Source organism: Cytobacillus oceanisediminis, assembly GCF_007830235.1.
Taxonomy (GTDB): domain Bacteria; phylum Bacillota; class Bacilli; order Bacillales; family Cytobacillaceae; genus Cytobacillus; species Cytobacillus oceanisediminis.
Map to the genome: position 1 here is coordinate 140,949 of NZ_VLKI01000004.1, position 14,621 is coordinate 155,569.

Annotated in this window: 14 protein-coding genes; 11 read left to right on the forward strand and 3 right to left on the reverse strand. The window is 43.4% G+C overall.

What is annotated here, in order from left to right:
- Positions 1-127 precede the first annotated feature (127 nt).
- Positions 128-1,612, forward strand: coding sequence for an amidase (locus tag IQ19_RS09325; protein ID WP_144542159.1), 1,485 nt, complete (start codon positions 128-130; stop codon positions 1,610-1,612).
- Between the two features lie 371 nt (positions 1,613-1,983).
- The gene (locus tag IQ19_RS28945; protein WP_258309396.1) at positions 1,984-2,118 is read left to right on the forward strand and encodes a hypothetical protein; all 135 of its coding nucleotides are present in this window, start codon (positions 1,984-1,986) and stop codon (positions 2,116-2,118) included.
- A 106-nt stretch (positions 2,119-2,224) separates the two neighbouring features.
- Here the strand turns inward: IQ19_RS28945 and IQ19_RS09330 are convergent, their stop codons facing one another.
- Entirely contained in the window at positions 2,225-3,754 is a 1,530-nt protein-coding gene (locus tag IQ19_RS09330) for an FAD-dependent oxidoreductase (protein WP_144542160.1), read from the reverse strand.
- Positions 3,755-4,184: 430 nt separating this feature from the next.
- Here IQ19_RS09330 and desB point away from each other — a divergent pair, with 430 nt between their 5' ends.
- The 7 genes from desB to IQ19_RS09365 all read left to right on the forward strand — a co-directional run bounded on the left by desB (position 4,185) and on the right by IQ19_RS09365 (position 12,375).
- Complete coding sequence (desB, locus tag IQ19_RS09335) at positions 4,185-5,249, forward strand: Delta(10) desaturase DesB (RefSeq protein ID WP_144542161.1); 1,065 nt, start codon at positions 4,185-4,187, stop codon at positions 5,247-5,249.
- 107 nt (positions 5,250-5,356) lie between these two features.
- Complete coding sequence (locus tag IQ19_RS09340; protein WP_144542162.1) at positions 5,357-5,593, forward strand: hypothetical protein; 237 nt, start codon at positions 5,357-5,359, stop codon at positions 5,591-5,593.
- A 560-nt stretch (positions 5,594-6,153) separates the two neighbouring features.
- Entirely contained in the window at positions 6,154-7,275 is a 1,122-nt protein-coding gene (locus IQ19_RS09345) for a GerAB/ArcD/ProY family transporter (RefSeq protein WP_144542163.1), read from the forward strand.
- Positions 7,272-8,867, forward strand: a complete 1,596-nt coding sequence (locus tag IQ19_RS09350) for a spore germination protein (protein WP_144542164.1) — start codon at positions 7,272-7,274, stop codon at positions 8,865-8,867. The genes IQ19_RS09345 and IQ19_RS09350 overlap by 4 nt, the downstream gene beginning before the upstream one ends.
- Positions 8,864-10,057: a Ger(x)C family spore germination protein gene (locus IQ19_RS09355; protein WP_242020947.1), complete on the forward strand. Its 1,194-nt coding sequence runs from the start codon at positions 8,864-8,866 to the stop codon at positions 10,055-10,057. The genes IQ19_RS09350 and IQ19_RS09355 overlap by 4 nt, the downstream gene beginning before the upstream one ends.
- Before the next feature lie 164 nt (positions 10,058-10,221).
- On the forward strand, positions 10,222-11,358 hold the full coding sequence (locus tag IQ19_RS09360; RefSeq protein ID WP_144542165.1) for a trans-sulfuration enzyme family protein: 1,137 nt from the start codon (positions 10,222-10,224) through the stop codon (positions 11,356-11,358).
- 207 nt (positions 11,359-11,565) lie between these two features.
- A complete protein-coding gene (locus IQ19_RS09365; protein ID WP_144542166.1) occupies positions 11,566-12,375 on the forward strand; it encodes an Fpg/Nei family DNA glycosylase in 810 nt (269 codons plus the stop codon).
- A 78-nt stretch (positions 12,376-12,453) separates the two neighbouring features.
- Here the strand turns inward: IQ19_RS09365 and IQ19_RS28070 are convergent, their stop codons facing one another.
- Positions 12,454-12,597 (reverse strand): hypothetical protein, encoded by a 144-nt coding sequence (locus IQ19_RS28070; RefSeq protein WP_199749436.1) that lies wholly within the window; start codon positions 12,595-12,597, stop codon positions 12,454-12,456.
- A gap of 241 nt (positions 12,598-12,838) precedes the next feature.
- Between IQ19_RS28070 and rraA the strand changes: the two genes are divergently transcribed.
- Positions 12,839-13,318 (forward strand): ribonuclease E activity regulator RraA, encoded by a 480-nt coding sequence (rraA, locus tag IQ19_RS09370; protein ID WP_144542167.1) that lies wholly within the window; start codon positions 12,839-12,841, stop codon positions 13,316-13,318.
- 94 nt (positions 13,319-13,412) lie between these two features.
- On the forward strand, positions 13,413-13,670 hold the full coding sequence (locus IQ19_RS09375; RefSeq protein ID WP_144542168.1) for a hypothetical protein: 258 nt from the start codon (positions 13,413-13,415) through the stop codon (positions 13,668-13,670).
- 1 nt (position 13,671) lies between these two features.
- Here the strand turns inward: IQ19_RS09375 and IQ19_RS09380 are convergent, their stop codons facing one another.
- Positions 13,672-14,607, reverse strand: coding sequence for a VanW family protein (locus IQ19_RS09380; protein WP_144542169.1), 936 nt, complete (start codon positions 14,605-14,607; stop codon positions 13,672-13,674).
- Positions 14,608-14,621: the final 14 nt, after the last annotated feature.

Genomic DNA, 14,621 nt, shown 5'->3' on the forward strand with positions numbered 1-14,621 from the left:
GCTGAGTGCCTGCAGCGGAAATCAACACCGAAGTTTTACAGCTTTTTATAAAAGGAAAATCTGTTTAGTGTGCCGAATATTTAAAAATAGAGACTTTACTTCACAAAAGATTGAGGGGTTACACAAGATGGAGAATCAAAGGCTGAAAATGTTTCATGATGAAGTATTGCTTGAAGCTACGATAGATGAATTGCAGGAAAGGATGGAGAGCGGGGAGGTTACTTCCAAGGAACTCGTTCTGTTATATATGGAGAGGATCGGGCAGATGGATAGGCTGGGGTCTGCGATCAATTCCGTTTTAGAAATAAATCCGGATGCTTTGCATATAGCGGCTGCACTTGATGGAGAGAGAAAGAAGAAAGGTCCGAGAGGCGCTCTTCATGGAATTCCTGTTTTACTAAAGGATAATATTGATACTGGAGATAAAATGCATACGAGTGCAGGTTCTCTTGCATTGAAGGATCACTGTGCACAAAAAGATTCATTTGTGGCAGCTTACTTAAGGAAAGCAGGTGCCGTTATTCTGGGAAAAACGAATATGACGGAATGGGCCAATTTTATGACAGAGGGCATGCCAAGCGGATATAGCTCAAGAGGCGGCCAAACCCTTAACCCCTATGGTCCCGGCAAGTTTGATGTCGGCGGTTCGAGCGCAGGCTCTGGCGCAGCTGTGGCAGCCAATTTTGCTGCGGCAGCAATTGGAACCGAGACATCAGGTTCCATTCTAAGCCCGGCAAGCCAGAACTCCCTTGTGGGCATTAAGCCGACTGTTGGGCTTGTTAGCCGGACGGGCATTATCCCGATCGCCCATAGCCAGGACACAGCTGGGCCAATGGCAAGAACAGTTAAAGATGCAGCTATTTTATTGAGTGTGCTGGCAGTATCTGATGGGAATGACCCAATAACGTTAACGAATCTGGATTTGCATAACAGGGATTTTACAGAATATCTTGATCAAGATGGCTTGAAAGGAGCCCGGATCGGAATTGCGAGGGAGACTTATTTTGAGTATTTGAGCCCAGAGAAGCTCTCCGTCATGAACGAGGCGGTAGCCCAATTGAAAGAGCTTGGAGCAGAGGTAGTGGAGGAAGTAGTGATTCCTTCCACAAAAGCGGAATGGAGCTATGAGGTGCTGACATACGAATTTAAGGCGGATTTGAATGCCTATCTGCGTACTGTCGCACCGCATTTAAATATCCGATCACTGGCCGATGTCATTGATTTTAATGAAGAGAACAGTGAAAAAACCTTAAAATATGGCCAAACCATTTTGAAGGAATCGGAAGAAACTAGCGGCAATCTTACTGAAAAAGCTTATATCTCCTCATTGGAGAAGGACATCTATTTATCAACGGAACAAGGCATCGACCATGTCATGAAAGAGCATAATCTGGATGCAATTGTATTCCCAAATAATTTTGGAGCAGGTATTCCTGCAAAAGCAGGCTATCCATCCATTACGGTTCCAGCCGGATACACACCAGAAGGTGAGCCTGTGGGAATTACCTTTATAGGACTTGCCTATAGTGAACCTACGCTTGTGAAACTTGCTTATGCTTATGAGCAGGCGACAAAGAAAAGAAAAGCCCCGGAGCTCGGCGGTTTGTCGTAAGCATTAAAAAAGAAGGCTGTTTTCGTAAAGTTTGTTGCTTTTTAAGGTAAACTTATTTTACCCACTAAGTTGATTGTAGCGGAGGGCACTTGACTCCTCGAAAATGCATCCGCAAATTTCTTACGACGAGGTGTTAATTCAGGGAAGTTTAGACAATGTCCTGCGGGAAGAGAGGGAAGTGCGGGACCCCACAGGCGAAGCCGAGGAGGCTCGCAACCCTCCCCGCGGGTTCGCTGAGTGCCCGTAGCGGAAATCAACGGGCAGAATTCATAAACGGAAACAACAATCTATGAGAAAAGAGCGAAAAAGAATAACAGCCTGCCTTAATACTCATACTACTTTTGAAAAAGAAAAAAGGAGCAGGTGAGAAAATGGGCAGAACCAAAAAAGGAAATGGAAACGCACAGCGCAACAACAATAAACACAGACCGCAAAGGACAAGTGAAGAACTCGTCGAATTCACAACTGGAAGCAAAGAAAAGAAAGAAAACAACGTACAAGACTAAAGATAAAAAATCCTCTTTCAGCGGAAGGAGGATTTTTTGCTTTATCTTTGATGACAGGCACCTATACCAGTTCGTCCAACTGGTATAGGTGCCTGGTACTCTTACATTAATCTGCATCAACTTTTTTTAGCGGCTTTTCTGCAGGGCCTTCAACGACTGATCCGTCGTAGGAGAAACGGGAGCCGTGGCATGGGCAGTCCCAGGTGCGGTCGCCGTGGTTCCATTCACATTCGCAGCCCATATGGGTGCAGGTTGTATCAACAAGATGCAATTGGCCGTCAGGATCTTTATAGGCTCCTGTACGCTGGCCTTTGATCATCACGACTCCGCCTTCGTCATTCTCCAAATCAGTTGTTTCCTTTGGCACAAATTCAAGCTTGCCCTTAATCAGCTGTCCGGCTACATCCGTGTTTGTAGCGATGAATTTCTTAATGCTTGGATCTGCCTGGAATCTTGATGGACTGAACAGTTCTGCATATGGATTTTCTTTTTCCATAATCAGATCTTTAATAAGCAGCGCAGCCGCGGTACTGTTGGTCATTCCCCATTTCCGGTAGCCTGTTGCGATAAAAATATTCTTTTGCTTGGCAGTAATCGGCCCAATATAAGGCACTTTATCCAATGTGTATAAATCTTGGGCAGACCAGCGGTAAGGATAATCGGTAATGCCAAGCACATCTTCCGCAAAGCTTTCCAGAGCTTGATAGTGTTTCATCGTATCCGGCCCGTGGCCTGTTTTGTGGCTGTCGCCGCTGACCAGAATTAGTTTATCCCCATTATAGGGCGTATACCTTAACGAACGGGTAGGCGAATCTGCGCTGTAGTACATGCCTCCAGGAAAGTCTGTTTTCGTTCTTACCCCAAGAACATAGGATCGTTCTGGAGAAAGTCTGGCAAAATAAAAGCCCTTCATGTCTGCGAAAGGGAAGTGGGAAGCAGAAATAGCATATTTGCACTTCAGGCGGTTTCCTTCACGTGTAACAACATCGGGCAAATCGCCTTCCTCCACGTTTACAGCGGTAGTATTCTCGTAAACCGTTCCTCCCATATCAACAAACTCTTTAAGCAGTACTTTTAAGTATTTAAGCGGGTGGAACTGCGCCTGGCTGTGCATGGCCAGAACGGCTGTCGTTTTGATATTAAAAGGAATGCTATCTTTCATCCCGCCTGTAATGCCAAGCTTTTCGTATGCCTGCCACTCATTTTCTACTTTTTTTGCGTACTCATCAGAGACAGCATAAATTATGCCTTCTTCATTGCTAAAGTCACAGTCAATTTGTTTATCCGAAACAGTATTACGGATAAACTCTATGGCGTCAGTAGAAGCTTGATAGTACAATTTGGTCTTCTCCTCGCCAAAATGGCTGATAAATTCATCATAGATTAACCCGTGCTGTGCTGTAACCTTTGCTGTCGTATGGCCAGTTGTTCCTTTTAAAATATTTCCGGCTTCTAAAATAGCTACTTTAAATCCTTCTTTTGCAAGGAGGTAACCAGCGGTGATTCCCGTTATGCCGCCTCCTACAATTGCAATTTCCGTTTGGGCATCTTCTCTTAGCCGGTCGAAAGCCGGAAGCTCTTCTTCTCTCCAATAAGGCTCCGGATACTGGGGCATTTTGTGGTTGGATGTTGTCATACCTGTCCTCCTGTACGTCATATTCATTCATAATTTTTCCTTTAAATCCTATTTGTATACAAATTCCAGTCTTTATCTAACCATACCCACTCAGCTCGCGGCTAATCAGGATAAAGGTACTTATTCGTTTTGAAAACTGGCTATGATTCCGGAGTGGACGTAAATCAACCTGCCGGGCTTAAAAGCGATAACGACGCAACTCCCATTCAAGCTGGCGGATATTCTTTAAAAATTTACGCAAAAAGCAGCCCGAACGACGCAAAAACTCGACCCAACACCGCAAAAACTATTTCGCCAGCGTATACTCCATTTTCAATCCTAAAAAACTCTATTAATCAACCAAAAAAATTCACCTATTTTAAGATTAAAAAGCCCTCTTGCTGGGAAATATTTAATCGAATTACCAACTTAGAAAGGAGTATTTCGTTTCATGAAAGAGCTTCACAGCTTTGGATGGTATGCGGCGAGAATTGCGCCATTGATGCCAAAAAAGGCATTCAAGCCTGTTCCATCACGATTATGGGGAGGGCTTGCTTATTTGCTGATTGTGATAGGCGGGTTTTTGGCGATTTCGTTATTTGAGCTGCATCCTTTATTAAGTTTCCTGATTGCAATTGTCCTCGGCTCAAGTTTTGCAGCTATGGGTTTCCTTGGACATGAGATTCTCCATGGTACTGTAGTCAGGAAAGCGTGGCTGAGAGACTTGCTTGGCGCGATTGCGTTTTGGCCGTTAAGTACTGGCCCAGCCCTATGGAGGAAGTGGCATAACCTCACACATCACGTACATACGCAGGATGAGGAGAAAGATCCTGATGCCTGGCCGACTTTTGAAAAAATTGCACAGAAACCTTTTTTAAAATGGGTCTATAAATTGCCTTTTTCTTTTCGGGCATCTATTGGATTTTTGTCTTTAGCCTTCCAATTCACTATGCATGGGCTAAAAATGTTTAGGCTTTACATAAAGGAATTTAAACCGGCAAAGCGGCCGGCGGTATGGACACAGCTTATTCTGCCTTGGGCAACCTGGATCATGCTGCTGTTCATCATTGGCCCGGTAAAGTGGTTTTTTGCCTTTCTGCTGCCGCTGCTGATTGCCAACTTTATCGTCATGAGCTACATTGCCACCAATCATCGTTTAAATCCCTTGACACCTGTGAATGATCCGCTAGTAAATAGTTTGACGGTAACAGTTCCAAAATGGGTGGATGTGCTGCATTTTAATTTTTCCTATCACACTGAGCACCATCTTTTCCCGGGGATGAGCCCTAAATATTATCCTCTGGTAAAAAAGCATATTAAATCAATGTGGCCTGAGCGATATCATGAGATGCCGTTAACACGAGCGCTGGCTGCATTATGGAAAACGCCCAGGGTCTATTTTAAACAATCGGACCTGGTGGACCCATATGCCGGCAAAGCCTTTGGATCATTGGGGAATGGTCTGGATGCAGCAAATATTAAGCCCCGGAAAATTAACATGGAAAACAAGCATTGAATAGAAGCCCTTCTCCTGCCGGGGGAGGGGTTTTTTATTGTGTTTTTGGATAAAAAATGCAGTGTGAGAAATGATAAACAGTATCGAATGTTAATGGGGTATCTGCAATGGTTACGTTTAGCTATCTGACAATTTTTACACTAATGACTTTATTAGCCACAGTATTTGATATGAAAATTTTTGATTTTACCTTTTGGGAAGCTTTAAGGAATTTGCTGTTTTCAGAGGTTGCCACGGGAAGAATGATTATACTTGTCACGGTTGCCGTTGGATTGGTGTCCAGCGTTGTAACTGATTTTCGTATTTTTAAAGCGCGAAAACAAGCAGGCTCCTCGCGATCTTAAACTTTAGCATATGTGCTTTTGGTTCGAGGGATTAAACAAAAAAGAAAATCCGAGCTTTTGGAGAGTGCCGGATTAGAATGGTGCCCAGCAAAAGGGAAACTTCGGAAACATTATTCCATGAACGAAAAACTCTATTGGATCATCGTGCGCTTTTAGGTTGTGATCCTGTATGTGCAGACGCCAAGGCTGTTTTTTTATAGAATCAGAATTTATATCTTTCTACATCGATAATTGTCTAGCTCCAGGCGCCATCGGCTCGAGGTCATAAGCTTGTCTAGTTTCGGCTCCTAGGGACACGAGACATAAGCCAATCCCTTTCAGAAGGGAAGAACACCTTCTTACAGGGCTCGTCTTATGCTTGTCGTCCCTGGGCAGTCGCCTACACATTTCTAACAATCCGTCCAAAAGGTTAAAGAACAACCTTTTAGCCGGCTCGTCTTATGCTTGAGGCCCGCAGGATGCGGGTCATGCAGACGTTGCCACAGGACGTGGCGGTTTTAGTCTGCGTTCTTATAGGCGGGCGCCTTACGCTTTTCTTATTAAAAGGGAATGGTGATTAGATGTTAAAGGAGAATATTTCTCTTAGCCAGCTGCTGACTTTATTGATCAATTTCCTTTTAGGCAGTGCAATTGTTGTTGGCGTTGGCGGGGATGCAAAAAAAGATGCGTGGATCGCCATCGCGATTGCGGTTCTCATCGGGCTTGGCGTGATGCTGTTTTATTATTTTATAATTAGCCGGATGCCAGGGAAGAATCTGTTTGAAATTATGGAGTTTTGCTTTAAAAGGCCCATTGCTATTATGCTTTCTATTTTATATATCATCTATTTTCTGTATCTTGCCTGCCGGGTGGTCCGTGACTTTGGCGAATTGATTGCTTCTGCCATTCTCCCGTCAACGCCAATCGAAATCATTTCACTGACGATATGCATGCTGATGGCCTATATTTTATATCTAGGGCTTGAAGTGCTGGGGAGAACCTCGGAGATTTTCACCCCGTATTTATTCGGATTTCTTTTTCTTCTCACGATCCTTTTATTTGCCAGCGGGAACGTGAACTTGTACGAACTCCAGCCAGTCCTGGGGGATGGATTTCAGCCTGTATTTAAAGCATTATTCCCAACGCTTATTGTGTTTCCCTTTGGTGAGCTGATTGCGTTTACACTGATTCTTCCGGTTGTAACAAACTTTAAATACTGTATGCGTGTTTCATTATTGGGAGTAGGAATCGCAGGAATTCTCCTCTTATTTGCTATGTTTTTGATGATTGTCACACTGGGAGTGGATGTCTTGCTCCGTTCCAATTTTCCAATGCTGAGTTCCGCACGGGAAGTCTCCATCGGGAACTTTATTGAGAGAATTGATGCACTGGTCGTTTTTATCATGATGCTGGGCATTTTGATAAAAGGCTCTGTTTTTATGTTTGCGGCGTTAAAAGGCCTTGAATATACCTTCCGGCTTCCATACCGGTATTTTTCACTGCCGGTGGCGATGATCGTAACCGTGTTTTCCATTTTGATTTCCGTGAACTTTGGTGACCATTGGCAGGAGGGCCTTGAGCTGGTTCCATACTATCTGCACCTGCCGATGCAATTCGGTTTTCCGTCGCTTCTGTTATTCGTTTTAATCTTAAAGCTAAGAAAGAAAAAGTCTAAATCCAGCACGAAGGAGATGAAGTTTTGAGTATTCTTAAATCACTTTTAAAGATGCGCAAGAAGAAAGAGCTTCCTATCCAAATCGAAGAACCTCCAGATGCAGATGCTGGAGCAGACCTCAAAACGCTGAGTTTGGAGCAGCTGAAGGAAAAAATAAAGGATGAGTTTGGAAGCACCATAGATTTAAGCATGGATGACCTGAAAACAGAAGGCAAGGATGCTCTGCTTGTCTATCTTACAAGCATGGTTGATACAAAGCAGCTAAAAGAAACCTTCTTGCAATCACTCAGCGGAAAGCATGATGGGCTTAAGTTAACAACTGAGGACGACCTGAAATCGTTATGCAAGGAGAAATTTGGAGGGGCAGGCTATCAGCTCATTGAAACATTTAATGATATCATTACTGCCCTGCTCTTCGGAAATATCATTATCGTTTTTAAAGACTTGGAAAAGGCATTATCCCTTTCCATGGCAAGCAGTGAAGATCGATCGATAACAGAGCCAAGCACCCAGACCGTCATTAGGGGACCAAAGGATGGGTTTGTTGAATCTATTTCAACCAACGTAAGCCTGTTAAGGAGAAGAATTAAAAACAGAAATCTGCGCTTCGAGAAATTTATCATCGGATCCGAGACGAATACGTCAGTATATATAGGCTATATGGAAGGCATTTCGAATAAAAAAATTGTGGAAGAGGTTCGTAAAAGGCTTAGAAAAATAAAGGTTCATGCCATATTTGAATCCGGCAATATTGAAGAGCTGATCGCAGATAAAACGGCCACCCCCTTTCCGCTGGCACTGAATACGGAAAGGCCTGATACGGTGGCAGCAAATCTGCTTGATGGCAAGATTGTGATTTTAGTTGATGGAACGCCGTTTGTGTTATTGGTACCGGCTGTTCTTGTTGATTTTTTTTCTATTGCGGAGGATTATTATCAAAATTTTATGATGGGAAGCTTTCTAAGGATAATCAGGTATTTAGCATTTATGATTGCACTGATTACTCCTTCTTTATATGTCGGTATTTTAACCTTTCACCATGAGCTTTTGCCAACTCCGCTCCTGTTGGGTATCATTGCCCAGCGGGAAGGGGTTCCATTTCCGGCAGTAATAGAAGTCCTTATTATGGAAGTGACCTTTGAGATTTTGCGTGAAGCTGGTGTCCGAATGCCCAGGGCAGTTGGACAAACGGTTTCAATTGTAGGGGCGCTTGTAATCGGGCAGGCTGCTGCCGAAGCAGGGATAATCTCCAATATCATGGTGATTATTGTCGCGATTACAGCCATTGCCAATTTTGTATCACCGACCTACAGTTTTGCAGCGGCAGCAAGGTTATTGCGATTCATGCTGATTATTGTCTCGGCTATCTTGGGGCTTTATGGTGTTTTGCTTGTCCTTGTTTTCATTGTGGCTCATTTAAGCTCACTTAGATCGTTCGGGGTTGCTTATTTATCACCAGTTGCGCCTTTTATTATTGAACAGCAGAAAGATGTTTTCTTTCGTTTTCCGTTCTGGAGCATGCGGCAGCGTCCTGCATACTTAAAAACACAGAACCCTGAGAAAATGCCTAAAACAGGATCACCTTCTCCTCCGCCTATGAAAGGGGAGCGGGCAAATTGAAAAGGTATGCCTTCTTGGCCATTCTTATTCAAGTTATGATCTTGCTTTCAGGATGCTGGGACCAAAGGGAACTCGGGGAAATAACCGTTGTTACTGGAATGGCGGTAGACAAGGGTGAAAACGATAAATATGTTCTGACTGTAGAGGGCATTAATGCGACTGAACTAAATAAACAGACTGCAAGCGGATTTGCTCCTTCTATCGTTTATGGTGTGGAAGGCAACTCACTTGCAGAACTGGCCTACAAAGTGAATGAAGGAATTTCGAGACATTTGATCTATTCACATATGAGGACATTAATCATTGGAGAAGAACTGGCTAAGGAAGGAATCATTGATTTTATCGATTATCTGGAAAGAAACAGAGAAATTCGTGATGACTTCAATATTTTAGTTGCAAGAGGTTTGAGAGGTGCTGATATTTTAAGGGTAACCTATCAATTCCAAAAGTCTCCCTCCCTAAAGCTCCATACGCAGCTTGATACCATGATGAAGGATTGGGGGGGCGACCCCGGTGTGAGAATGAATGATGTCATAAGAGCCTGGACTTCTTCAGGCCGAGAGCCTGTGATGGCGGCAGTTACCATTCTGGGGGATCCAAAGAAGGGCCTCAGTTCCGAGAATATGAAAAAAGTGACTCCAGATGCCCTCGTTATCCTTGATTCCCTTGCTATATTTAAAGAAGATAAGTTAGCGGGCTATCTTTCCTTAGAGGATTCAAGAAACTATTTATGGATTCAGGATAAAATAATAAAAACGTCCATAACAGTAGAATGTGCAGAAGGACGCTTTATGGGGTTAAGGGTGTATAATACAAAAACGAAGATAAAAGGAGAAATTCAAGGCGGCCAGCCAAAAATAGATATTAATATAAGGGCTGAAGCGTACGTGGATGGCACCCATTGCAATAATCAATTTGATAAAGCGAAAACTTTTTTTGAATGCGATCGCTGTGCAGAGAAACATTTAGAAAAACTCATTTCAGGGACGGTAAAAAAGGTTCAGGAAGAGTACGAAGCGGATATTTTCGGCTTTGGAGAAGTGATGCAAAGGCAGGACTATAAAGATTATAAGCCAATAGAAGACAGCTGGGATGAAAAATTTGCAGAAGCAGATGTGAAGGTAGACACTACGGTTATAATTAGAAGAACAGGAATCAGGACAAAAAGCTTTTTGAATGAAGTTAAGTAAGATTTATTCATTCTTTCGCTCATTGACGTGTAAAAGCGATATTGATATAATTTTTCTATCGGAATTGATTTACAATTCAGCATATTTTTTGTGGGAAGGCTTATTGCAACTAAAGGTCTGGGCATAGTCCAGCCCTTATTTCTTTTTTAAAGGGGCAATGAAAGATGAACTTTGAGACCGCTGTGCTTCATAAGAAAAATAAAACCGAACGGACCATCAAAAGCAAAGTAACGCCTATTTACCAAACCTCTGCTTTTGCCTTTAATGACCTTGATGAGTTGGAAGGTTTTTATCAAGGAAATGGCAATTATTTATACTCCCGGGTAGGAAACCCGAATACGGATGAGCTTGGCGATTTAATTGCCGGTCTGGAAGGGGCACCGGCTGGTGTAGCCGCATCATCAGGTTTGTCAGCAATTTTAGCCGGAGTGCTGGCTGTTGTTAAAAGCGGGGACCATATTGTAGCTGCAGATGATCTGTATGGCGGCAGCTTTCATTTGATTAAGGAAGAGCTGACACAGCTGGGAATTGAAGTAACGGTCGTTTCTTTTTCCGATATGGAGAAAGTTGAGGAAGCAATCCGGGACAATACAAAGCTGCTTTATTCCGAATCCATCACCAATCCATTATTGAGAGTGGAAAATTTGGAAGACGTAGCCAGCCTGGCGAAAAAACATAACCTCATATCCCTGATTGATAATACCTTTGCAACTCCATACCATTGCCAGCCATATCTTAAGGGTATTGATTTAGTCGTGCACAGTGCAACCAAATATATTGGCGGGCATAGCGATATAACTGCGGGTGTCCTTGCTGGGGATGAAGCATTGATTGGGAAAGCGCGCGGGAAAATCGTGAACCTTGGAGCCAATTTAAGTCCGTTTGAAGCGTGGCTGACCTGCCGGGGAGCCAAAACTCTTGCACTTAGAATGAAGCAGCAATCGTCTAACGCAAAAAGAGTGGCTGAGGCTTTGAAGGTAAACCAGGACATTAAAACGGTCTATTATCCGTTTGAGCTCGGGGATGCCGGCTTCGGAGCGATTGTGACAATTGAATTGGCTGACAGGATAAATGTGAATGAGTTTTTCAAAGGACTTGGCTGGGTAAAAATTGTCCCAACCCTAGCAGGCGTGGAAACATCTGTATCCCATCCGCTGACAACCTCGCACCGGGCACTTCCGTCTGAAACCTGCAGGGAACTCGGCATCACCAGCCATGTTGTACGCATTTCAATCGGAATTGAGGATGCAGAAGATATTATTGCCCAGCTTAATCATGCTACCAATCAAGGTCTCGCATAAACGAAGAAGATTCCCGGCACCGTCTGCGGAATCTTTTTTCTTGTCCGAGATGCTAAACTGTTATTATTAAAATATTGGAAAATTATGTTATATATATTTATGAACCTATGTAAAAGAATCAAGAAGCAATTTTTTTAGCGCCAAGGGATGAAGATATTCTTTCCATTCAATACTAAGGTAACAATATTTATGGAAGGAGCTGACACTATGCCTGAGCTGCCGGAAATGGAAACCTACAGAAGGCTATTAACTGAACAGCTGGCTTGCAGAACCATTACTGATGTGGAGATTAACCGGGAAAAATCAATCAACATAAATTCAGGACAGTTTAAAAGCCAGCTAATAAAGGCCCAGATTACCGACATAAAACGGAGGGCCAAGCATCTTATCTTCAAGCTTAGCTCCGGCAAAAACCTGCTGCTGCACCTGATGCTTGGCGGCTGGATGTATATTGGCAACGAAGAAGACAATCCTGACCGGACAAAACAGGTTATTATTTCCATTGGGGACAAAAAACTATATTTTATCGGACTAAGACTGGGCTATCTTCATCTTTTAACAGATACTGAACTGGAGAAGGAGCTAGCGGATTTAGGCCCGGAGCCTATTGATCAAACATTCAGCTTTCCTGTATTCCGGGAGCTGATTGGGAGCAGAAGGGGGATGCTGAAGACTACTTTTGTCAATCAGCAATTTCTCTCCGGAATCGGCAATTGCTATAGTGATGAAATTTGTTTTGAGGCCGGCCTGCTTCCCATGAAAAAAGCGGATGAACTGGATGAGGATGAAATCAAAATTCTCTACCAGTCCTTAAAGGGTGTTTTAACGAGAGCCATCCAGTTTGGGGGCTATATGGAAGAACCACTGTTTAGAGGGGATACAAAAACTGGGGGATATAATGAACTGTGCAGGGTCTATGACAGGGAAGGCGAACCCTGCCTTCGCTGCAGCAGCCCCATCGTAAAAGAAGAAATTTCGTCACGGAAAACATTTTACTGCAGAAATTGCCAAAAATAGGGGCTTGTTCTCCCCTTGATGTACTCACAACTAATTTCTCTAAATACTTAGAGGCTGCCCTATAGCAGCCTCTTTTCCTTACTCTGCTGAATCTTCCTGAACCGGGTCCACCGACGTGGAATCCTTGGTATTCATTGCCCCTTTTAAAAAATAGACAAGCATAAATCCGGCAAGCCCCAGCGAAATCATAAATCCTGCCGTAATGGTCCACATCAAAGCCATCTTTTAACCTCCCTTTTTCATCAGCAAATGAAGTAAACGGGAATGTGAAGGCGCTTCCTTAATTAAGGTATATGCCTGAAATCGATAATCTTTCCCTTTCCAATGCGAAAAAAGGAAGGGAACAGATGTATGAATCACGAAGAAATAAAGGCAGAGAGTGTTTTTAAGTTTGACTGGTGTAATGCCCAGTGCCTCAAAAAAGGGTACTGTCCCGGAATTCAATAAAAGGAGGAGATATCTTTTGGATTTTAAAACAGCTGACTTATGTGATGAATACAGCAAAGAGCTTCTTGTATGCCAGCAGGAATTTAAATCGTATGGAAGTAGAAGAAAGTTTTCGGGCCCCATTTCAACCGTTAGAGTCTTTGAAGATAATGTGCTGGTAAAAGAGGCATTGGAGTCCATTCCAGAAGGGAATGTGCTGGTCGTTGACGGCGGCGGGTCGAAAAGATGTGCATTAATGGGCGACCGGCTCGGCGAAATTGCCCATTCAAGAAAACTTGCGGGTGTAATTATTTATGGCTGTGTCCGGGATACCTTGGAGCTTGGCGGTTTGGAGACCGGGATTATCGCACTTGGCAGCAATCCCTTAAAAAGCAAAAAAGAAGGTAAAGGGGATCGGGATATTCCTGTTACATTCGGCGGTATCGATTGGAAGCCGGGTGATTTTGTTTATGCAGACGAAGATGGAGTGATTGTCGCTTCAAGAAGCCTGTTATAAAGGAAAGAAACACCCGTCATCATTTGGCGGGTGTTTCTCTTTTAAGCACTTTCCCTAAAACGGGGGAATAACCTATATAAGAGGGGGTGCAAGTATGTTTATTATTATTTTATTATTATGGGCAGCCGGACTTTATATCCTTTTCCGCAACAGGGGAGAGGAAGAAGATCTGCTATTTTTAAAACTAATCGGGTATTATTTCTTAGGTTCATTTACTTTTAATTTAAATGGCCTCGTTCTTCCTGTCGGTTTTGTAATCAGCTTGTTTATAAAACCTCGGCAAAATAAAAGCGTTAAACGCGGATCCGCTATTTTCGGGTTAATTATGATGATTCTCGGCTTATTTTTATAAGTTAATCCTCTGTGTTTGCTTCCCTTTCAGTGCTGACTTCTTCAGGGAGCATTTTGGAAGCTTCCGGCACCGGTCGGGGTTCATAATCGATTTCATCAGAGGAAAACACTCTGATGACCATTTGGCCGTGTATGGCTTTTGCGCGAATAAGCAATGGGTAGCTGTACCGGTTTTTAAAAGTGAAGTCAGGGCCATACCAGCTGACAGTTGCGTCCCGTCCTGGCGGTACATATGGAACCTTTTTGCTGTGGGAGTAACGCTCCAGAACCTTGACGCCCGCCCGGTCAACCGCATTGAAAAGGGTGGAAGATACCTGGCAAATGCCTCCGCCAATATCCTCTGAAAGCTCACCCCTTACGATAACCGGGGCGCGCATATACCCTTTTTCCTTCGTTCTCTTGCCAACTACACGGTTAAAGGAAAACGTCTCCCCCGGAAAAACAACATGATTATCAATGGCTTCAGCTGCCAGTTCTATATTGTGGGAGCGTGTTGCGTTATTCGGATTAAAATATGTAACATATTGGCCGATTTGCTTAACGCGGATATGGGCTAGAAGATCCCGGTCAACTCGCGGATAAATGGCAAGCATCGGAATCTCTGCTCTTGCCGGTCCCTTTTGATAAAAATATGTATAGAAAATATCTGTAAACGCTTTGCGGTGAAGCTTTCTTCCGGCCTGCTCAGAGATAATTTTTCCTGCATCATCTATATACGCATTCACCGGGGGTATATAGGTTTGGCGATCCAATTTGACAAGGAACTGATTATACTTTCCAAGATCAATAAGAGACATGCCTGGAAAAGGCATCTGATAATCAACCCTGGTTATGCTCGCGATGGATTTTCCTTCACTTTCAATTGTTAAGCTTTCAGGAAGATTGGCGGTATGAGATTGTACTAAAAGTATTAATCCAAACATCCATGAAAATTTCATATCACTGGCACACC